A 22,864-nucleotide genomic window follows, 5' to 3' on the forward strand; every position below is an offset into this window, starting at 1 on the left:
TGTTTGTTACTCGATCACTATTTTATTACTTAGTTTCCCTTGGGAAGTCTGCAATTGAATAATGTAAATTCCTGTTTTTACATTGGGGAGTGTAATCGTGTTATTACCGTTCCCAATGAAGGAAGTATTGAAAATTTTCTTTCCTATGATATCATAGAGAATAAGATTAGTATCTGCATTATGAATACCAATAATGCGTAATTCATTATAATTATTTGTATATACATTTACACCACTTAGAGCATCATCATCTATACTAAGCGCATCTGCACTTATATGAAGATAGAAACGTCCAGTACCAGTAATGTCGTTTGAAAGTGTAGTTGTATACTTAGAGCTCGTATCTAAAATAGTAAAAGTACCATTCAATCTATCTTCTAGATACACTTCAGTTCCTTGAGGAAGATGCTTGCTATTTGCAGAAATCGTAATTTCTGTACCAGCGGAGGCATTTACTCCAACCGCAACAACTTCGTTAAAATTGGAGTTAGGAAGTGATTGAATACCTAGTTTTTGACCTTGATTATCTGCTACTAATTCCGTGTATATGGCAAAACTGTTACTAGCCCCACCAAATAGACTTGCATCAAAACCATTGTCCCAACCATGAGTAGCATTTGGGATGTAGATAATGTCTGCATTCTTGGTAGTAGTTTGATCACTAAGTTTTAATTTAATGTGTGTATAATTCTCATTGGTATTTCCAGATCTTGAAAAGGCATCGGTACTTTGATGACTTTGCATAGATTCAGGAAAACTAAAACTGCCTCCTGAAGCATTTGATTTTACAAAAAAACCTTGACCAGGAGGAATATATCGGATACCATCAACCAATGCACTGGCTTGATTAATTTGATCATATTCTTTATCTACCTGATCCCAAAACCAAAGAGTTTGCTCTTCGAGAATTCCCGAGTTTGCACTTAAAATATTATTAGATACAAGCGGAGACGTGTGGTTTCCTGTAATATAAGAAGGGAAGGGGTTTCCGATTAAATTAAAACCATTTCCACTGCCACCTCCATCAGAAATAGTAATACTTACATCACTTAGTGGCATAGCTCCCGAAAAGGATATATCTCCAGATACAGCTAGTTTTACAGAGCGACCTTCACCGCTACTTAAAGTTCCAGTGCTAGCCGATGTTGCATAGGTCCATCCTGGTGTGGTATTTACATAATCGCCAATTCCAATGTTGCTACTACTTCCAGTAGCAAAGGTATGATTTGTAATAATATCTTCTAGTGTTTCATTTGTTACTGCTGAAGATACCAAATACCAATTGTTAGTCCCCAGAGATCTACTATATGTTAGATCAAAAGCAGTAGAATTTTTTGCAATTAACGAAGCCCCTGAATTGAGAGTTACTGTTCCTGAGTTTGTAACATTTGTAGTAACTGTAAGTGCAGAATTTGATTCAAGTGTTAAGTTGGTTATAGAAATACTTCCCGAAGCAGTAACAGTTTGACCTGCACTAATAATTACAGCAGTTCCGCTAGGAACCGTTCCTATACTCCAATTTGCAGGAGTATCCCAATCACTATCGGTATTTCCTAAGAATGTATGTGTTCCAGTTATTGTGTGAGATCCAACGTCTGAAAAATTATCGGTAAGAAATGTATCCCACTCAGAAGTGGTATATGTGGTGTTTGGACTAGTTACCGTAGACTTTCTTCTTAGGGTAACATTTTGCGCAAAGACTGAAGCATCATCAAATGTTCCTATAATGTCAATAAGCACATCATTTTTAAATAAACCTACAGGGTCATTTCCGTTGAAAGTTACTTGAGTACCTCCAGTGGTGATATCAGCTTCACCAGTAATGGCAGCATCAGCTGAACTATTGGCAACTACAAAAACATCGCCATTCACTAAAGTTCCTGTTAATGACAATCCACTAGACCAAGAACCGGCGCCATTCGTTTGCTTTTTTAGAGAGTATATAGATAAATCAACACTACTCCCGGTAAAATTGGCGACTTCTAATGCTTTATTATTAGAAGAACCTTCTATATACTCTGAGAAGTAAAGATCTGTTGCAACACCAGATGGAGCCGAAGAGGTGGTTATATTTGCTGCATTACTATCTGTAGATTGATTCGCCGCTGCGTCATTGGCTCTTACGGTAAAGGAGTATGAAGTACTAGCTGTTAATCCTGTAACGCTATAGCTATTTGTTGCAGAAGTGGCAATTTCTGAACCTCCTTGATATATTGTATACGATGTAACGGCTACATTATCCGTTGAAGCCGTCCATGATAGATCTGTAGTTGTTTGAGTTGTATTACTTGCGACTAAACTTGTTGGCGTTGTAGGGTCTTCCGTATCTGCAGTGGCTGTTGTTACGTTTTCAGTATTACTATTTCCAGATTGATTTGCTGCAGCGTCATTGGCACGCACTGTAAAAGAGTATGCAGTATTTCCTGTTAACCCAGTCACCGTATAGCTTGTACTACTTGTACTTGCAATCAAAGAACCACTACTATATATGGCATAAGATGCGACAGCAATGTTATCTGTAGAAGCAGTCCAAGAAAGATCGACCGTGGTCACATTTACATTGCTTGAAGAAAGGCTTGATGGTGCAGTAGGAGCTTCAGTATCTGGCGTTCCACTACCATCAAAGGTATGTGAGTCTAGTCCAGAAAAGGTGTCCGTTGCTAAGGTATTCCACTCCGAGGTGGTATAAGTTGTATTTGGACTCGATACCGATGATTTTCTTTGTAACGTTACATTTTGAGCAAAATTTGTACCGCCTCCATCGAAGGTTCCTATAATATCAATTAGGACATCATTTTTAAAGAGACCTACTGGGTCGTTACCATTAAAAGTTATTTGAGCACCAGCTGTAGTAATATCAGCAACGCTGGTAATAGTAGATGACGCTGAACTATGGGCCACAATAAAAACGCTACCATTGGCTAGATTTCCTGTTAGTGATAATCCACTAGACCATGAGCCTGCTCCGTTGGTTTGTTTTTTAAGAGAGTATATGGTGAGGTCTACAGTACTCCCTGTAAAGTTAGCGACCTCTAGTGCTTTATTATTAGAAGACCCTTCTATGTATTCAGAAAGAAAAAGATCTGTCGCTGAACCACCACCGCCAGAAGTAGTATTAACAACTAATGAAGAACTTGCACTTGACGTGTTTCCCGCAGCATCATACGCTTGAACCGTTACAGTATATGCAGTTGAAGCAGATAAACCAGTAGCATCATAGCTTGTCGTATTTGAGGTTCCGACAACCAAACCATTAAAAAGAATATTATACCCTGTTACAGCAACATTATCAGTGGAAGCAGCCCATGAAACAGAGAATGAACTTCCCGTTATACTAGAAGAAGCTAAACTCATAGGAACTGTTGGTGCTTCGGTATCGCTACTTCCTCCACCAAAAAGATCCTCAGCTTGTGCGCCTCCCCATATAGTAGTAGCAAATGCTGGATTGTCTATAAATGGGTTTCTGTTTCCTTGTGCATATGTACCAGCACTATCATGATAGGTATTACGTTGTTTCTCAAAATCAGATACTGGGTCATCGACATTCCATTGTAAGAACAAGTCGATCATATCATCTGGAGTACTCGAACTATCTCCCACACCTAAAGCGGTTGGTAAACATTGACTTCCATATCTTAGATACATATACATGGCAATTCTAGCAACATCACCCTTCCATTCATCACCAGGATACCATCCTCCAGTAACTGCTCCTGAATTTCCAGAACCAGTAGCAAATAATTTATTTCCTCTGGATGAATTTGTAGGCGAATCACATGGTCTAAGATTGTGTGCGTCTGCATAGGGGGGACCGCTTGTTCCCGAAGCATCCAGGTCTGGCGTGGCAAGAGAATTTGCGAATACGTGTTCCCTATTCCATAGACCTACGCAACTACCAGCACCACAGGTGTCATTGATACCTCGTTCTCGATCGTTATTTGTATCTCCATCAGATCCATCTTCATAACCATATATAAGCAATACCTCTAAACTATTTAAAGGATTTACATCGGTAATCTTTGAAGCGTCCCAAATATTGGAATACGATAAGCTATTTGTATGCGTATTGATGATTTTCGTCGCCAGTTCATTCTTTAACGCGACACCTGTTAAGTTAAGGTTTACATCATTATAATACGTTGGAATTTGAGCAAATGCTGTTATAGAGAATAACAACATTAAGAGAGGGGTTAATTTCTTCATGTTTTTTCAAAATGGGGTTAAGTGTTTGTAGTAAAACACAGCTACTAAATTACTGCTTTTTTTTAAAACAGGAAAAAATTACATTCATTTTGTTCTTTTGTTTTGGCTCAAAGCCTTAATTTTAACTATAAATTTTTTAAGTTTGCATCTGAAAATCTTCAAGGAAATTATATGAAAATATCGTACAATTGGTTGCAACAATTCTTACAAGTAGATTGGGAAGCATCCAAAACTGGCGAATTACTTACTGACTTAGGGTTGGAAGTAGAAGGTATTGAGTCTATAGAGTCTGTTAAAGGTAGTTTGGAAGGGATTGTTGTAGGAGAAGTCTTGACTTGTAAGCAGCACCCGAATGCAGATCGGTTAAAAGTGACTACGGTTAATTTAGGAAAGGGAGACCCAGTACAAATTGTTTGCGGAGCTCCTAATGTAGCTGAAGGACAAAAAGTTCCAGTCGCAACTATTGGCACGATATTATATGATGCGAACGGCGAAGGGTTTAAAATAAAGAAAGGAAAGATTAGAGGAGAGGAAAGTCATGGAATGATATGTGCGGAAGATGAGTTAGGACTTGGGTCAGGACATGATGGTATAATGATTCTCGCCGATTCCTTAAAACCTGGGACAGCAGCGGCTGAAGTTTTTAATATAGAAAAAGATCATGTTTTTGAGATAGGGTTAACTCCTAATAGATCAGATGCTATGAGTCATTTTGGTGTAGCCAGAGATCTAAGGGCCGGCTTAATTCAGGAAGGTATTAATTTAGAATTGATCTCTCCTTCTGTAAGTAACTTTCATGTTGATGAAAGAACTTTAAAAGTTGATATCGAGATAGAAAATAAAGAATTAGCACCGAGATATTGTGGAATTACGATTACAGATGTAGAGGTGAAAGACTCTCCAGAATGGATTCAGAATCGTTTAAAAGCAATAGGCATTGCATCTAAGAATAATATTGTAGATATTACAAACTATGTTTTACATGAGTTAGGGCAACCGCTACATGCTTTTGATGCTCAAAAGATCAAAGGAAATAAAGTTGTGGTAAAAACACTACCTGCAGGAACTAAGTTTACTACACTTGATGAGGTTGAAAGAGAACTTCATAAAGATGATATCATGATCTGTGATGCAGAATCGAACCCATTATGTATTGCAGGAGTTTTTGGAGGAATTCAATCTGGAGTTACTGAGAATACAAATTCTGTCTTTTTGGAAAGCGCTTATTTTGATCCTGTAGCTGTGCGTAAAACAGCAAAAAGGCATGCCTTGAATACAGATGCTTCATTTAGATTTGAGAGAGGAATCGATGTGAACTTTACGGAGTATGCGCTGAAAAGAGCAGCGCTATTAATTGAAGAATATGCAAATGGTAAAATATCTTCTGATGTACTTGATTTTTATCCAGAGAAAATAGAAGATTTTCAAGTGTTCTTTTCTTATGAAAATGCTTATAGATTAATAGGTCAGGAGATTGATAAAGAAACTGTTAAGAATATTCTAGCTTCTCTAGAAATCAAAATCAGTAGTGAAACAGAAGGAGGATTAGGCTTGACAATTCCATCGTATAGAACAGATGTGCAACGTGAAGCAGATATTATTGAAGAGATATTGCGCGTATACGGGTATAACAATATTAAGTTTTCTCATAAATTGAATACGTCTATTTCTTTTGATGAGAACAATGAGGTAAAATTAGAGAATATTGTTGCTAATCAATTGTCTTCTCTTGGGTTTTATGAAACCATGGCGAATTCTCTAACCAAGGAATCCTACGTTCAACTTTCTGAAAGTTTAAAGGAATCCTTTAACGTACATATGTTAAACCCATTAAGCAATGATCTTGGTGTAATGCGCCAATCTCTTTTGTTTAGTGGCCTTGAATCAGTTGCTTATAATATTAATAGAAAGAATAGTTCTCTCAAATTATACGAATTTGGAAAAACATATCATAAATATGAGAGCGGTTATCAAGAAGATAAGCACCTAACAATGTTTGTTTCAGGAAATAGAAATAAAGAGCGTTGGAATACTACCACAGGAGTTTCAGATTTCTTTTATACAAAAGGAATAATCGTAAGCTTGTTGGGTAGATTAGGGCTCAATAACCTGAAGGCAACCCCTACAAAGTCAGATGTTTTAAACGAAGGACTATCTTTAAGCTTAGGAAAGACAAAAGTAGTTGACTTCGGAACCGTAAAGAATAGCATTCTCAAAGAATTTGGAATCAAGCAAGAAGTACTTTTTGCCGACTTTAATTGGAATGTAATTTTAACATTAACAAAGAATAGAAAGGTAAAAGTTAAGGATTTGCCTAAATTCCCTATGGTTAAGAGAGATTTGGCATTATTGTTAGATGAAAAAATATCGTTCAAAGAAGTTTATAACTTGTCTTTTCAGTCAGAAAGAAAGTTATTAAGAGATGTAGACTTGTTTGACGTATATACAGGCGACAAGTTGCCTGATGGAAAGAAATCCTATGCTGTAAGTTTTTTACTACAAGACGAAAGCAAGACGTTAAATGACAAGCAAATAGATAAGATCATGCAAAAATTGCAGCAAACTTTTGAGAAGAACTTAAACGCTGTATTAAGATAAATAAGTATTACAAGGCTCCTATATGGGGCCTTTTTTATAAAAAGAATGAAAAGAATAGTACTAATAGTATACGTTTTACTCTGGAATTGTTGGCTAGTACAGTCTCAAAACATTAAACAAGACCTGAGCGAGTTAGAAAATATAGGTTATGTTATAGACTCTACTTTATATAGTGGAGATGATTCCTTTTTTAACAAGAAGTTTGATACTTCAGCACTTATAAAAAGGATGAACCTTCCAGAGCATAAATCACTCTCTCAATATAATGAGGGATTTGAAAGAGGATTCAAAAGTAGTTTTAAATTCGGAAAACTATTGCTTCGAGAAATTGAGAATGGAGCAAGTTATGATTTTATCAGAGCTTATGAAGATAGTCGAAGTAGACTCCATTTATTATTCAGATTGTTTTCTGATGAAGGTTTAAATTATCATGATTTTTTAGTTGTTAAAGAAAATGGAAAGGTAAAATTAGTTGACGCTTTTGTATATACAACTGGAGAAAACCTGAGCGAATCTTTGAAAGCTATGTATGACCTAGCTAGAATGAATGAAGGAGGTATTATCTCTAAGTTATTTAAAAGGGATGATTATTTAACGGATTTAGTCAAGTTAAAAGAAGTAAGAGCGCTCAAAGCTCAGGGGAAGTTTAAGGAGTCATATGATTTGTTCAAGTCTTTGGGAGAAAAATCGAAAAAGACCAAAGTATTTAGACTTTTAAAAATCTCCGTGACTTCTAATCTTGATGAAAATTTGTATAAAAAATCTATTAGAGAATATTTACAAGCATTTCCCAACAACCCAAGTGTTTATTTAGTTTCCATTGATGGTCATATTCTTAATAAAAAATACGACGAGGCTTTAAAAATGGTAGATAAACTGAATGATCTATTACAAGGAGATGATTTTCTAAACTACCTTCGGGGAAACATTTTTTATGCGAAGAAGGACTATAAAATGGCAACTTCTTATTTTGTTACAATGACAAATGATTTTGAGCATTTTTTTGATCCTTATGATAGTTTACTTACCATATATATTGAAACGAACCAATACGACAAGGCAGTAGAAATTTTGTCAATAATGATGGATAGTTTTAAGGTAGTCAAAAAAGAGCTAAAGAGTAGTGTTTCTGAATATTTTTCTGAATTCTCTAAATCAAAAGAGTTTAATCAATGGTTAAAAAGTAAGTAATGTATAAAATACTCATAAAACCCATACTATTCCTATCTGACCCAGAGAAGGTACATCACTTTACTTTTTCTATGATTCGGTTTGTATGCAAGATCCCACTGATTTCTGGTTTCATCAAAAGTATGTATGTTATTTTGGATAAGCGTTTGGAAAGAAACGTAATGGGGCTTACTTTTAAAAACCCGGTCGGTTTAGCAGCTGGTTTTGATAAAGATGCCAAGTTATATAATGAGCTTTCTAATTTTGGTTTCGGATTTGTAGAGATTGGCACGCTAACACCAAAACCTCAAGAAGGAAACCCCAAAAAACGTTTATTCAGGCTTAAGGAAGATCAAGCCATTGTTAATAGAATGGGGTTTAACAATGGAGGTGTTGAAGAGGCCGTGGAAAGATTACGAAAGAATAAAGGCGTTTTAGTAGGGGGAAATATTGGCAAAAACAAAATAACGCCAAACCAAAATGCTGTTGATGATTATGTAATTTGTTTCAATGCATTGTTCGATCATGTAGATTACTTTGTGGTTAATGTAAGTTCTCCAAATACACCTAACCTAAGAGCACTACAGGATAAAGAACCTTTAACAGCGTTATTGAATACCCTTCAAGAATTAAATAATAAGAAAGAAAAAGCAAAGCCTATCTTACTAAAGATAGCACCCGACTTAACGGATGAACAATTATTGGATATTATAGATATTGTTAAAATGACAAAGATCGAAGGAGTAATTGCAACGAATACTACCATTTCTAGAGAAGGTTTGAAATCGTCTAATAAAGAAGAAATAGGAGGTTTAAGCGGGAAGCCACTTACCAATAGATCTACCGAAGTAATTCGTTTCTTATCAGAAAAATCTAATAAAGCTTTTCCTATTATTGGAGTGGGAGGTATTCATTCTGCCAATGATGCCATTGAAAAGATAAAAGCCGGCGCAGATTTAGTTCAACTCTACACCGGTTTTATTTATGAAGGTCCACAACTGATTAAGGACATCAATAAGGCATTATTGAAGCACTAATCGTTGCGTTTTAGTTTTATTATCCTCTGATATTAATTTCAGAATGTACATTCCTTTTTTCAAGGCGTTTAGATCCAAGTCAATATTTTTATTTGCTCCTAAGTTTTTTGTAAAGGTTCGTATCCTAGAACCTAGAACATTATATACCTCTATTCTTTGAAGTTCAATAGAAGTGGGATTGTTAATAGTTACATTTCCGTTTGACGGATTAGGGTATACCTTTATGCTTGTAAAAAGATCAACCGTCGGAACACTAAGAACAGATTCTAAGGTAATGGTTAAAGTACCCATTTTATTTCCATTAATAGGAGCACCATTGATCATAGATATGGGTTGAAAAGGAGAAGTTATCACATTGCCAGAAGCATAGTCGCTGCCACTATCTGTTCCGGCATCATATGCAAACATATCTATTGTGGCCGATGTAACCCAACTTCCTCCATTAAAGAGATCATAACTATTGATGGCGATTACCCAATCTGGACTTGGAGCAATCATAGAAATCAGTGATAATAAGGGAAAATCTTCAGTTACTTGCAAATTAGAAATTATCATATCTCCCGTTGCCGTACCTAATGAAGGACCATTAATAAATTGATCGGCTTGATTATTGGTTATGGCTGTATTTACTTCATTACTAAACACAGCATTACTTCCAAACTCAGCTACATTCTTTATACCTGTAGTAGCATTAGCACCTAATTGAAAAAATTGATTAGCCGTATTATGTGTGGCCCCAACCAATCTTGACCAATGGGCATTTCCTGGTACGCTGGTATGATCTGTAGCATTCCAAATACTATTGAATGTAACAGTATAGGTCGCCGTAGATTGACCAAAAAAGTTTAAAGAAGTAAAAGATAAAAGGAGTAAAGTAATTTTTTTCATATCGAATTAATTAAGATTAATTCTTAAGTCTCAGTTTGAATGCTATACTTACATTCTTTTTTAACTATTTTTGAAAAAAACAAATATTGGATATAGAAATCCTTTTATCATTTATCTTAGCGACGGCCGTATTGGCTTGTTCTCCCGGACCTGATAATATCTTTGTGCTTACTCAAAGTATTGTAAATGGTAAAAAACATGGTTTTGCAACAGTCTTAGGTTTAATGACCGGATGTATTATTCATACGACCCTAGTAGCTTTTGGTGTCTCAGCCATTCTTAAGGAGAATGAGAACCTTTTTTTCGTAATTAAACTTTTTGGAGCGTCCTACTTGTTGTATTTAGCCTTTCAGATTTTTAAAAGTAAAGCCGAAATTATGATCTCCACGACCAACGTGGAGAAAACGACAGCTTTTCAACTTTTCAAAACAGGTTTTTGGATGAATGTTTTAAACCCTAAGGTGACTATTTTTTTTCTGGCATTTTTTCCCAGATTTTTGTTTTCAGAAGAGATGTCAAGTGTGCTACAGTTTTATGTACTAGGCGGTCTGTTTATTTTGACATCATTTACTATCTTTTCTTCGATTGCATTTTTAGGAGGTACTTTATCAGAATATATTAAGAAACATCAAAATGTTGGACTCTATTTAAAGTGGATACAGATTATTGTTTTTGTTGCAATTGCTGTATTTATTTTAATCTAAGCTTAATGCTGAGGTTTAATACCTCTTAGAAAGATAATGGTTCCGACCAAAACCAAAGAAATAAAGCTAAAAATGGGACTATTTATACTTCTTTCTTCATCAAAAGATTCCACCCAATGAATTATCGTAGATATTGTAAAATAAATGACGCATAAATAATCGTGATACGTTGATCGAACATAATTAAAGGCGGAATAAACAAGCACTGCTCCAATCAAGAAATAGGTAGGGCTTAAATCGATGAACAAGTGCAGTATACCTTTCATAACACCGAGAACGTAGGAGAAGTAATTACCAGTGTAGCTAACATGTTCAGGTTGACAAACAAATGGATTTTCTAAGATAGTATAGCCACCGATTATCATGTAGGTAAGCCCTAAAATGAGATAAATTATAATCGCTATATTCTTATGATATTCGATAGTATTGAATAGGGGCTGTGCTAAAAAAACGGGTTTTTTTAGTGTAAAATTTTTCATAGTTTTCACAATTTAAAATTATTGACATTGTCATTTCAACCTGTACGTAGTAGTACGTAGTATTGTAAAATTTTTCACTAATGCAAAAGAATATTTTAGAAATATCTGAATAACAATTGTTGTATATTTGAGCAATGAATAAGGTGAAAATAATAGAATGTCCTCGGGATGCTATGCAAGGCATTAAAAGTCATTTTATACCTACAAAAAGTAAAGCGGACTACATAAATTCGTTGTTAAGAGTGGGTTTCGATACTATAGATTTCGGAAGCTTTGTTTCTCCAAAGGCAATACCCCAAATGAGAGATACGGCTGAAGTTTTATCTCAACTGGATTTATCAAATACGCGAAGCAAGCTTTTAGCGATTATAGCCAATGTTCGAGGAGCAAATGATGCGACTCAATTTGAGGAAATAGATTATTTAGGATACCCTTTTTCTATTTCTGAGAACTTTCAAATGCGAAATACACATAAAACCATAGCGGAATCCATAGACGTGCTTAAAGAAATTCTATCGATAGCAGGTAAGGTAAACAAAGAGGTTGTGGCCTATTTAAGTATGGGGTTCGGAAACCCTTATGGCGATCCTTGGAATGTAGACATTGTTGCTGAGTGGACGGAAAAATTATCGAATATGGGAGTGAAGATTCTATCCCTATCCGATACAGTTGGAAGTTCAACTCCGGATATTATAGAATACCTGTTTGGGAACCTTATCCCAAAGTACCCTGATATTGAGTTTGGAGCACATTTACATACAACGCCAGACTCTTGGCATGAAAAAGTAGATGCAGCTTACAAAGCTGGTTGTTATCGTTTCGATGGCGCCATAAAAGGATATGGTGGATGCCCAATGGCTAAAGATGACTTAACAGGAAATATGCCAACGGAGAAACTAGTATCCTACTTTACAGAGCAAAAGGCAGAAACTAATATTAAACCCATGAGTTTTGAAAGTGCTTATAACGAAGCACTAAACGTATTCATGTAGAAACTATCTTATGAAACCAATCAAACAATTCTTAGCGTTTTTATCTATTGTATTACTCATCTCTTGTAGACAGGATGATGGTAAGATAGAATTTACCTTTTTGCAAGTAAATGATGTATATGAAATAGCACCTATTCAGGGAGGAAAGTACGGCGGAATGGCAAGGTTGGAGACAATACATCAAGAATTGATAGAAGATAACAAGAATACTTTTGTAATGATGGCGGGTGATTTTTTAAATCCTTCCTTATTAGGAACCATTAAGTACGAAGGAGATAGAATTCGAGGGAGACAAATGGTTGAGGTTATGAATGCCATGGATTTCGAATTGGCCGCATTTGGGAATCATGAATTTGATCTAAGCAAAAATGATCTCCAGAAAAGAATTAATGAAAGTTCATTTCATTGGATTGGAGCGAATGTGGCACTTAATAACGATGGAGTTATAGCGCCTTTTTACAAAGAGGAGAATAACATAAAAAACACTATTTCTAAAACGCATACAATTTCGATAAAGGACAGTGATGGTACAACCATTAAAATAGGTTTTATTAGTGTTTGTATTCCTTCTAATCCTAGAAGTTACGTGTCTTATTCAGATATGTTTTCTGCTGCCAAAGCTTCTTATGAATCTTTAAAGGATAGTGTAGATGTGGTATTTGGTTTAACCCATGTGAATATCCATCAAGATAAACGAATAGCGGAAATGCTGCCAAACATTCCGTTGATCATGGGAGGGCATGAGCATACAAATATGAAACATCAAGTAGGTAATACGATAATCGCTAAAGCGGATGCAAATGCCAAATCTGCTTACATTCATAAGATTACATTTAATAAAGAAACAAACAAAGCCACAGTAACATCGACATTAAAAGAGATCAATGCGGCTATTAAATCTGAAGAAAGAGTAGGAGGTATCGTAGAAAAATGGCAAAAGATATTGAACACAAAAATCAAAGAGATTGTGGCCAACCCTAATGAGGTGATTTATGAAGCAAAAGTACCTTTAGATGGTAGAGATACTCCTATTAGATCTAAGCAAACGAATCTTGGAGAATTAGTTACAGAAGCTATGGCTTTTGCATTTGATAATAAGGTTGATGGTGCTTTGGTCAATGGTGGATCTATTAGAATTGATGATGAGCTGATAGGCGAAGTTACCAGTACCGACATCTTTCGAGTACTGCCTTTTGGAGGAAGCGTTTATAAAATAGAAATCAAAGGGTTCTTATTGGAAGAAGTGTTAAATTTTGGAAAACAAGCTAAAGGAAAAGGGCCATATTTGCAGCGATTCAACATAAATGAAAAAGAGAATAACTGGTTTATCAATGAGCAAAAACTGAACCCAAGAAAGACCTACACGCTTGCTGTTAGCGATTATCTATTGAAAGGTTTTGATATTCCGGTACTTACGGAAAAAGCCAAGGGTGTAATCTCAGTTTATAAGCCTACACCGAGTGAGGTAGGTTATGATATACGAAAGGCTGTGATTTTGTACCTAAAAACTTTAAAGTAAAAAAGGCTCCTAAAGAGCCTTTTTTACTTTTTAAATTAGAACATGAACTCCAACCCTGCGTATACTCCAAACGGATGTCCTGGTCTTAGACCAGCAGGAACTCGTGATACTGCATATGTTTTATTGAAAAGATTAATAATGTTCGCGGTAGCATTTAATTTCTTGCTTATGCTATATTTTCCCGCAAAATCTACAATAAAGTTAGATGCCACTTGTTCATTGGCTGGAATCGTTCCAGAACCAGCTACTGTCCTGAAGGATCCGTTAAACCTTGTATTCAGATTTAACTGAAACTTTTGATGTTCTAGAGATATGGTTGCATTAAATTGATGTTTAGAAATATAAGGCAATTCGTCACCTGCAGTTACAACACCCCAAAGGTCATCAGAACTTCCAAAACTATTTTGAAATTCCGTATCTGTATATGTATATCCAAATGAAATAGGCAACGACCAATCCTGATCTTTTGCCAATAAATCATAATTTAACAGGACTTCAAGCCCCATAACGTTCACTTCACCAGCGTTAAATTGATCTAGAGAACCAGTACCTCCTGTAGCTGCAAGATCACTTCCTAGTAGATTACTATAGTCATTGAAGAATCCAACAAATTCTCCTTTAAGTCCTAGCAAATTAAACCTTGTACCAAGTTCATAATTTATACTTTTTTCTGGCTTTTGTCCTTCTTGATTTCCCGGAGGAGAAAAACCTTTATGAATTCCACCGAAAACAGACAATGTATTAGAAAAATTGTAATTGGCACCGATACCAGGAATAAATACATCAACTTTATTTTCCCTTACAGATAATGCATTTCCTGTTCTTGTCGGATCGCTTGTTCCAAAATTTTCTCTTTTCAATGTAATGTTTTCATATCGAACCCCAGGAGTAATTGTCAAGTTCTTATATTTTAATTTATACATTATAAAGCTTGCAAAAGCATTGGCACTACTAATTCTATTCGCGTTAGAGCCTGGAGCTCCCGCTGCGGTAAGATTCATAACTCCATCGATCATGTTGTATTCATCCACCCATTGAAAACGATCCTCTTCATCGTAGTGATATCTAAGTCCAACTTCTATGTCGTGAAATGTTTCTTTGCCATACCAATGATAGTCTAACTTCGTTTGGATTCCTTTTGAGTTATATGTTCTATTATTTGCTTTTACATATAATGCGCCAACGGCTGAATTTACATTTCCAGTAACAATGTCATAGTAACTTGCAAAAGCACTTGGGTCCTCTAGAATATCCGCGATTCCTTCAGTAGTCCCATTGGATGAAACCTTATCCAATTTGTACCAATTTCTTCCAAAATTGTTGTTATATAAATTAGTAGTTATTCTAAAATCTTTTGACAAATCAAGAGTGTGCGTAAGCATAACCTGAAAGTGATCTGCCTTCATCACATCTCTTTGTGATCCAGCATACCTTCTGAAAGGGCTTGCATCAAAATCGCTATCGGTCAACCCAAGGTACGTCTCGTTAGATACCTCATCGGAATATTGAATCTTAGCTTCGATAGCTTGTTTTATAGTTCCATTGGAATTGATATTGTATCTAAACTTCGCCACCAAATCATTTTTATCAAATCCGGTATTGCCCCCATTTGAAAGATCTTTAAATCCATCGGAGTTGTAGTTCAAATATTCTACCATATATCCAAAATTTTTATTCTCGTCTCCAACAATTCCATGAAATTGACTAGAATTAAAACTTCCATATGAAGCACGAACCCTTCCTCCAAACTTTGTTGGAATCTGATTTGAGACCATGTTAATAGCTCCTCCTGTGGTAAAAGGGCCATATTGAACCTGACTACTACCTTTAAGCACTTCAACCGCCTGCATCCTTGCTATGGTAGGAAAATAATATGCCGCTGGAGCACTGTATGGAGCAGGTGCAATAAGAACTCCATCTTCCATAATGGAGATCTTGGCACTACGTTCTGGTGACGTTCCTCTTAGACTTATATTTGGCCTAAGTCCAAAACCATCTTCTTCATAAATATTGACTCCTGGAACAGTACTTAAAACTCTATTAATATTCGTAAATCCAAATTTTTGAAGCTCTTTTGGCGATATATAATAAGAGGATCCTGTTCTGTTGTGAGCAACAAACTTATTTCCAAAAATTACGTTGGTTGGAAGAATTACTTCATCTAGTCTTTGAATGGAATCTAATGAAGTGTTTTCATTTTTCTTAGTATTCTGAGCGCTAAGAGCAAATGCTGAGGTTAGTAACAATAGGGTGTAAAGCCTTTTCATTTTATTTAGATTAAATTTAAATAATGTTTTAATTTCGGTGCAAATGTAATATTGAAAACATTAAAATCAAAGTTTATTTAGAATAAATAAAAATAAAATTCTTAGTGTATTTGTTCTCAATGGATTAATACTTCAATAGGATTTTATTAAGAAAAAATTAATGTCTTCAAATCAATAATAAGTTGTAAATTTGCTTGCAATTAATTTTTAAGTTGATTGCACTATGATTGCTCACAATTCTAAGTTTGTCGGAGAAGGTTTAACATATGACGATGTTCTATTAGTTCCTGCCTTTTCAGAAGTTCTTCCAAGAGAGGTTAATATTCAAACAAAATTTACTCGAAACATTACAATTAATGTACCTATTGTCTCTGCGGCAATGGATACAGTAACTGAATCTGCTATGGCGATTGCTATGGCGAGAGAGGGAGGAATTGGCGTGTTGCATAAGAATATGACCATTGAGCAACAAGCTCAGGAGGTAAGGAAAGTGAAACGTGCAGAGAGTGGAATGATCCAGGACCCTGTTACACTGCCTTTAGATGCTGTTGTTTTAGATGCAAAACAGAATATGAAGGAGCATAAGATTGGAGGAATTCCTGTGGTAGATAATAGTGGCATGTTAAAGGGAATTGTTACCAATCGTGATTTACGTTTTGAGCACAACAATGATAGACCTATTGTAGAGGTGATGACTAGTGAAAACCTGATAACTGCTCCAGAAGGAACGTCATTAAAAGATGCCGAGTCCATATTACAGAAAAACAAAATTGAGAAACTTTTGATTGTAGGCGACGATTATAAATTAATTGGGCTAATCACTTTTAGAGATATAACTAAGGTGACTCAAAAACCTATTGCAAATAAAGATTCTTATGGTAGATTGCGTGTTGCTGCTGCCTTAGGAGTAACAGCAGATGCAGTGGAGAGGGCAGGAGCATTGGTTAAAGCAGGAGTAGATGCCGTTATTATTGATACAGCACATGGACATACCAAAGGAGTAGTTGCCGTTTTAAAGGACATTAAAGCAACGCATAAAGAGTTGGATGTGGTGGTAGGAAATATTGCTACACCTGAAGCCGCTAAATACCTAGTAGAGGCTGGAGCCGATGCCGTAAAGGTAGGAATAGGACCAGGATCTATTTGTACCACAAGAGTCGTTGCGGGAGTTGGATTTCCTCAATTCTCAGCAGTATTAGAAGTAGCTGCAGCAATTAAAGGAAGCGGTGTTCCTGTTATTGCAGACGGGGGCATTCGATATACCGGAGATATTCCAAAAGCAATTGCGGCAGGAGCAGATAGCGTAATGCTAGGCTCGTTATTAGCTGGAACAAAAGAAAGCCCAGGAGAGACGATTATTTATGACGGAAGAAAATTTAAGTCGTATCGTGGAATGGGATCTGTTGAAGCCATGAAACAAGGATCAAAAGATAGATACTTTCAGGATGTTGAAGATGATATTAAGAAACTGGTACCAGAAGGAATAGTTGGTAGGGTGCCTTATAAAGGAGAATTGTTTGAAAGTATTCACCAGTTTATTGGCGGTTTAAGAGCTGGAATGGGGTATTGTGGATCGAAGGATATTGATACACTTAAAGAATCTGGAAAATTTGTAAGAATTACGTCTTCTGGAATTAATGAGAGCCACCCACATGATGTGGCAATTACAAAAGAAGCTCCAAATTATAGTAGACGTTAAGATCTAGGCAAGCCCTCGTGCTTTAAAATCCAAGTATCGGTTTATCGTATCACTGGTTAGGTTTTCAGGTTTGGTTAAAACGGACTGAATTCCGTACTTTTTGAGCTCATTAACGATCTGTCTTTTCTCATACATGAATTTTTCCGCAATAATACTGTCATATACATCTTGTATTGTAGACGGAGTTGTATCTATAAGTGCGTTTAATTCTGTATTCTTAAAGAAAACAACCAATAATAAATGGTTTTTTGCGAGACCTCTTAAATAAGGAAGTTGTCGTTTCAAAGCGTCCATGGTCTCAAAATTTGTATATAGAATTAACAAACTACGATGGGTAATCTTTCTTTTGACAACAGCATATAATTGACTAAAATCAGATTCGAAGAAATTCGTTTTAATAGTATATAAAGCCTCAGAGATCAAATTCATTTGAGAGTTACGTTGCTCAGCCACAATTAGATCCTCAATTTTATTAGAGAAGCTTAGCATACCAGCTTTATCTTGTTTTCTTAACACAGCATTGCTTACAGCTAATGTGGCATTAATAGCGTAGTCAAGAAGAGTTAATCCGTTAAATGGCATTTGCATTGAACGTCCTTTATCAATAATTGTATATACGGGTTGCGATTTTTCTTCAATATACTGATTCACCATTAGTTGGTTTCTCTTGGCAGTAGCTTTCCAGTTTAATGTTCTAATATCATCACCAGAGACATATTCTTTGATCTGTTCAAATTCCAAAGAGTGTCCTATTCTTCTGGTCTTCTTTGTACCATACGTATTCGTATCTGCAAAAGCTTTGATCTTGAATTCTCTCAAGCGTAAAAAAGATGGATAACATTGGACTTCTTTTTCTTCACCTAAAATGTATTTTTTGGTGGCTAATTGTAATGGAGAACTAACATAGGTGTTAACATGCCCGAAATTGTAGATCCCTCTTTCATTAGGTGTTAACGCATATTGTATATGTTCAACTTCTTTAGATTTAACAAAGGGTTTAAAATAAAAACCCCGCTTTTGAAACTGATGAGGGAGTTCTTCAATGATTTTTATATGCGCACTAAACTTATAGTTATTGGTGATCTCTAAAGTTATTTTGTTTTCATCTCCGTTAGACAATCTTTCTGGCAAAGATCTTACTACTTCAACTCCATGAGACTCTGAGTACACAATGAAAACATCTATAATTGTTAATGCACTTATCGTAAACAAACATACCTGAGCTACTTTGAAAAATAAAGGAATGAAGAAACCTATCACAAAGAAAATTGAAATAATGCCAAGGCAGTAGAATAATCTATTGTTTAAATATAAAGAGTGATAGAGTTTTTTCATGTAGTACTTTTATCTTGGAATTTCGACTGCTTCGATAATTTGCTCAATGATCTGAATACTGGTCAAACCTTCCATTTCTCTCTCTGGTGTTACGATAACTCTATGTTGTAATACAGGAATCGTAGCACTTTTAATATCTTCTGGTGTAACGAAATCTCTACCATTTATAGCAGCAAAAGCTTTAGCGGCATTTAGGATTGCAATACTCGCTCTTGGCGAGGCTCCTAAAAATAATAAAGAGTTTGTTCTGGTATTGACCACCACATCCGCGATGTATTTTAAAAGATTCTTCTCAATTTTTACTTGATTCACAATTGCGCGATACTTTTCGATATCCTCACCCGAAATAATAGTATCTATCTTCTGTAGTTTTTTGGTATTCTCCAGCGCCTGTTCTCTAGAAATAATCTCCATTTCTTCCTCAGCATTTGGATACGGAACATTAATCTTAAATAAGAATCGATCTAATTGTGCTTCTGGTAGCCTATAGGTACCTTCTTGTTCTATAGGATTCTGCGTCGCTAACACAATAAATGGAGTATCCATAATATAGGTGTGACCATCGATGGTTACTTGTTTTTCCTCCATTACTTCAAATAATGCAGCTTGTGTTTTGGCTGGTGCTCTATTAATCTCATCGATTAATATCATATTTGAAAATATAGGTCCTTTTTTAAACTCAAAGTCTGCAACTTTTTGGTTATAAACAGAAGTTCCCAGGATATCTGAAGGCATCAGGTCGGGTGTAAACTGTATTCTACTAAAACCTACTGATAATGTCTTAGACAATAACTTTGCAGTAATCGTTTTTGCTACACCAGGCACACCTTCTATCAAGGCATGTCCGTTAGCTAACATTGCCACTAAGAGTAGATCGATCATATTTTGCTGACCTACAATTACTTTTTGTAATTGTTCTTTTATTTTAAAGACGCTTTCCTGTAATTCCTGTACGTCAATTCTATTCACAAACGCTAAACCTTCCTCAGGTTTATTTTCATTAATTTCTTCCATATTATTTTCGTTTCAAAAAGTTTTCTATCATTTTATGTAGTCCGATTAGATCTTCCTCGGAACATGATTGTTTTTTATTTAAGGCAATTATAGTATTGATTAAATACTTTGTTTGTCTCAGTTTATTTCCAGATTTTAATGCCAACCTTTCCATAAAATCGTTATTTAGGTTGTTCGTATCAATAAGGTATTTAGTTCTTACTTTTTCTAAGAAGAATTGTATTTTTTTATCTACAAGGCTCTTATGATTATCATTCTTAAGATATAGATTGGAAATGGTATGTGTAAACTCTACTGTAGAATTTTTAGATGCCGAAATGATGGGTATTGGCCGTTGCTTTCTTCTGGCATTAAAGATCATGAATAAGAGTAAACCGAAAAAGGATACATATAAAAACCACTTTAATGAACTATTTCTCCAGAAAAAAGAAAATACAGATTCCGACCTATTCGGACCGTCGGAGTCTGTACTTGATCTTATTTGTGGATCCCATATAGTTTCTCTGTTTGGTAAATAGGACAAAAGATCCTCGGCATATTTTTCCCTACCACTTAACATGTAATAATTGGTGAATACAATAGGCTGCGTATGAAGGTATATAGCACCTTTACCATGGTATATTTTCAAAAAGATCGGTTCTTCTGTGCCATTAATCTCTTGAGTGCCGAGAACTATGGTATTTTTTGAATTGTAAGATGTGAAATAGTTTCGTCTAAGATTCCGGTCGAATGAATAAGGTTGATTTAGAAAATCGTTGTTTTTTAAATACAAATCACCTTCTAATAATTTGAGCTTCGCTGGAATATTATAGGCTGAAAAATCTAAATTTTCCGTGTCAATTTCTAGCGCTTCTTTTAGGTATTCATTATAATAATTTAAAGAAAAGAAAGCGTCATTACCTTCTTTTACAAATTCCAAAATCTCAGCAATTCCTCCGCCATTTATCTTTGGAGCGTGATTGTTGATGCAAACATAGTTTGCTTCGTCATAGGCACTTATATAATCTTCCCTTAAATAATCAACAATGTTCTTTTCTAAATACTTAACCTCATATCTGTAAAAAAGCTCACTAAGCTCGTTATAGACAATATAGGTTCCAAATGGAGACTTGTTTTTTACCTTATAGTTTTCATACCAATCCGTTTCTTTGCATCCGCTAAATATGCTGGTAATAGCAATAAGAAAGAGAATATATATGTGCTTTTTACAAATCATTTAATCGACTTTAAAAATGATTTATACTTGTTTTCTATAGTCGAAAACTTGAGCTCATCTACTGCAAATTCTCCATACCACACATAATTGTATATATACGATAGGTATGAAAAATGGGAACGCATCTTGGTATCTTTTAACTCGAACAAATATTCTGAATTTGTTTTATCCTTATCGTAGTTGATCAATTCATGATCTGAAAGTAATTTTAAAAGAGACAAATAATAATAACGTGTAGCTAGCCTGTAATCCTTATCCTTAACCGCTTTGGAAAGCAATGTATTAATATCCGTTACATGGATGTCCTCATCTTCTGAAACCAACTTTGAGACCTTATTCCTTTGAAGCTTTCGTGCACCGCCAAAATTGAAGCTAATATCTAGAAAGGATCTTAGCAAGATAAGAATAACAACTATGGCGAGAAGGAATGGGAATATATTAGACATGAAATAGACGAATCCATTGGCAAATTTCTGGTTCGTTTTCTTCTGTTTTTTAGTTTCTTCTTTTGGTGGTTCAGGTTTCTTTAAGTTGTCAATATAGGTGAATTCGGCACCCGAATATTTTTCATCCAGATCCTTGGGAAGTGATCTTCTTTCATCATAATTTAAGTCTTTAACATAGGTTGAATCTGAAAAATAACTAACGGCTTTCTCTTGAGCTTCAAGTTCAACCGCAAGACTGTCGGCAAGGATGTCATCTAGACTATCTTGACAATATCCTATAGTTGTGATCAATAAAAGACATATGACTAGAACTTTCTGCATTAGCGTAATTGATGTTTTCTAGCCACCTTAAATGGATATATTAAATAATAGTAGGATATGGTAACAAGGCAAAATAATATAATGCTGTAGCATAAGAACGCAGGCATCACATTAGAATACCGCGTCACGTAGCCTTCTAAAAAGGCAGCGATAATGGTAAAAGGAATGGTGCTTAGAAAAATATAGAAAGCATCTCTCATACCTCTTTTAAAAGATTCAAATCTTTTAAGAGTACCTGGAAATAATATACTGGCACCAATAATATAACCCGCAGCAGATTCTATAATCATTCCAAAGATTTCGTATGTTCCATGGATCCAAATTCCTTTTACACTATCCCAAAAACTATTGTATTGGTAAAATAATGCCTGAAACACAGCAACCATGATCCCGTTATACACAATATAGAAACCAGAGCCTATGCCGGCAAATAGCCCTGAGAGAAACATTAATAATCCAACTCTTTGATTGTTAAAATAGATGCCTATAAATGCACCCCAATCACTCCCTCCTTTATAGACGGCAAGCGTATCGCCACTTTCAATATTTTCCAGAGTAGTATCTACATAATGATTACCGAGTATTTGCCTCGCAAATGTATGGTCGTTTAATGTTGACAAAAGCCCAATAAAAAAACAGAAAAAGAAGAAAGCAAAGGCGAGGTAAATATATTTTCTATACGTATAAGCCAACAAAGGAACCGAATCTAAAAAGAAAGATACAAAGGCATTTTCATTGGTTCTTTTCGTATGATAAACGTTGGTATAACTAGTCTTGGCAAGCTTATTCAAGTAGGGGACAACCTTACTTTTTGGATAGAAAGACTGGGCGTACGCCAAGTCATTCATAATCTGAATATGTAGCTCTGCTAAAAGATCAGGATCTTTTTTCTGATTATTTGAAATAACTTCTTCAAATTCTAGCCATTTTTCTTTATTTTGCTTTATAAAAGCGACCTCTCTCATATGAGAGCTAA

16 protein-coding genes are annotated in these 22,864 nt (G+C 35.4%); 7 read left to right on the forward strand and 9 right to left on the reverse strand.

Going from position 1 to position 22,864, the window contains the following annotated elements; genetic code table 11:
* Nucleotides 1–6 precede the first annotated feature (6 nt).
* Nucleotides 7–4,203, reverse strand: a complete 4,197-nt coding sequence (locus RQM59_RS04465) for an endonuclease (RefSeq protein ID WP_349240878.1) — start codon at nt 4,201–4,203, stop codon at nt 7–9.
* A 171-nt stretch (nt 4,204–4,374) separates the two neighbouring features.
* Between RQM59_RS04465 and pheT the strand changes: the two genes are divergently transcribed.
* From pheT to RQM59_RS04480, 3 genes are read left to right on the forward strand one after another with little or no spacing between them, the layout of a single operon-like run.
* Nucleotides 4,375–6,801, forward strand: coding sequence for a phenylalanine--tRNA ligase subunit beta (pheT, locus tag RQM59_RS04470; RefSeq protein WP_349240879.1), 2,427 nt, complete (start codon nt 4,375–4,377; stop codon nt 6,799–6,801).
* A gap of 45 nt (nt 6,802–6,846) precedes the next feature.
* Nucleotides 6,847–7,992 (forward strand): tetratricopeptide repeat protein, encoded by a 1,146-nt coding sequence (locus tag RQM59_RS04475; protein ID WP_349240880.1) that lies wholly within the window; start codon nt 6,847–6,849, stop codon nt 7,990–7,992.
* Nucleotides 7,992–9,008, forward strand: a complete 1,017-nt coding sequence (locus RQM59_RS04480) for a quinone-dependent dihydroorotate dehydrogenase (protein WP_349240881.1) — start codon at nt 7,992–7,994, stop codon at nt 9,006–9,008. The genes RQM59_RS04475 and RQM59_RS04480 overlap by 1 nt, the downstream gene beginning before the upstream one ends.
* Here the strand turns inward: RQM59_RS04480 and RQM59_RS04485 are convergent.
* Nucleotides 8,994–9,896, reverse strand: a complete 903-nt coding sequence (locus RQM59_RS04485) for a T9SS type A sorting domain-containing protein (protein ID WP_349240882.1) — start codon at nt 9,894–9,896, stop codon at nt 8,994–8,996. The genes RQM59_RS04480 and RQM59_RS04485 overlap by 15 nt on opposite strands.
* A gap of 86 nt (nt 9,897–9,982) precedes the next feature.
* Between RQM59_RS04485 and RQM59_RS04490 the strand changes: the two genes are divergently transcribed.
* On the forward strand, nt 9,983–10,600 hold the full coding sequence (locus tag RQM59_RS04490; RefSeq protein WP_349240883.1) for a LysE family translocator: 618 nt from the start codon (nt 9,983–9,985) through the stop codon (nt 10,598–10,600).
* Nucleotides 10,601–10,602: 2 nt separating this feature from the next.
* Here the strand turns inward: RQM59_RS04490 and RQM59_RS04495 are convergent, their stop codons facing one another.
* The gene (locus tag RQM59_RS04495) at nt 10,603–10,866 is read right to left on the reverse strand and encodes a hypothetical protein (RefSeq protein WP_349240884.1); all 264 of its coding nucleotides are present in this window, start codon (nt 10,864–10,866) and stop codon (nt 10,603–10,605) included.
* A gap of 347 nt (nt 10,867–11,213) precedes the next feature.
* Between RQM59_RS04495 and RQM59_RS04500 the strand changes: the two genes are divergently transcribed.
* Together RQM59_RS04500 and RQM59_RS04505 are read left to right on the forward strand one after the other, a co-directional pair.
* Complete coding sequence (locus RQM59_RS04500) at nt 11,214–12,071, forward strand: hydroxymethylglutaryl-CoA lyase (RefSeq protein WP_349240885.1); 858 nt, start codon at nt 11,214–11,216, stop codon at nt 12,069–12,071.
* 10 nt (nt 12,072–12,081) lie between these two features.
* On the forward strand, nt 12,082–13,590 hold the full coding sequence (locus RQM59_RS04505; protein WP_349240886.1) for a bifunctional metallophosphatase/5'-nucleotidase: 1,509 nt from the start codon (nt 12,082–12,084) through the stop codon (nt 13,588–13,590).
* A 35-nt stretch (nt 13,591–13,625) separates the two neighbouring features.
* On the opposite strand, the gene RQM59_RS04510 is transcribed toward RQM59_RS04505, so the two are convergent.
* Complete coding sequence (locus tag RQM59_RS04510) at nt 13,626–15,857, reverse strand: TonB-dependent receptor family protein (protein ID WP_349240887.1); 2,232 nt, start codon at nt 15,855–15,857, stop codon at nt 13,626–13,628.
* Nucleotides 15,858–16,080: 223 nt separating this feature from the next.
* Here RQM59_RS04510 and guaB point away from each other — a divergent pair, with 223 nt between their 5' ends.
* Nucleotides 16,081–17,556 (forward strand): IMP dehydrogenase, encoded by a 1,476-nt coding sequence (gene guaB / locus RQM59_RS04515; protein ID WP_349240888.1) that lies wholly within the window; start codon nt 16,081–16,083, stop codon nt 17,554–17,556.
* Between the two features lie 3 nt (nt 17,557–17,559).
* On the opposite strand, the gene RQM59_RS04520 is transcribed toward guaB, so the two are convergent.
* Genes RQM59_RS04520 through RQM59_RS04540 form a run of 5 tightly spaced genes read right to left on the reverse strand, consistent with a single transcriptional unit; the run spans nt 17,560 to nt 22,853 of the window.
* The gene (locus RQM59_RS04520; protein WP_349240889.1) at nt 17,560–18,891 is read right to left on the reverse strand and encodes a DUF58 domain-containing protein; all 1,332 of its coding nucleotides are present in this window, start codon (nt 18,889–18,891) and stop codon (nt 17,560–17,562) included.
* A 9-nt stretch (nt 18,892–18,900) separates the two neighbouring features.
* Complete coding sequence (locus RQM59_RS04525; protein ID WP_349240890.1) at nt 18,901–19,905, reverse strand: AAA family ATPase; 1,005 nt, start codon at nt 19,903–19,905, stop codon at nt 18,901–18,903.
* Nucleotide 19,906: 1 nt separating this feature from the next.
* On the reverse strand, nt 19,907–21,121 hold the full coding sequence (locus RQM59_RS04530) for a DUF4350 family protein (protein ID WP_349240891.1): 1,215 nt from the start codon (nt 21,119–21,121) through the stop codon (nt 19,907–19,909).
* Complete coding sequence (locus RQM59_RS04535) at nt 21,118–21,888, reverse strand: hypothetical protein (protein ID WP_349240892.1); 771 nt, start codon at nt 21,886–21,888, stop codon at nt 21,118–21,120. Before RQM59_RS04535 ends, RQM59_RS04530 begins: the two co-directional genes overlap by 4 nt.
* Complete coding sequence (locus tag RQM59_RS04540; RefSeq protein WP_349240893.1) at nt 21,888–22,853, reverse strand: stage II sporulation protein M; 966 nt, start codon at nt 22,851–22,853, stop codon at nt 21,888–21,890. The genes RQM59_RS04535 and RQM59_RS04540 overlap by 1 nt, the downstream gene beginning before the upstream one ends.
* Nucleotides 22,854–22,864: the final 11 nt, after the last annotated feature.

Source organism: Asprobacillus argus (assembly GCF_032248395.1).
GTDB lineage: Bacteria > Bacteroidota > Bacteroidia > Flavobacteriales > Flavobacteriaceae > Polaribacter > Polaribacter argus.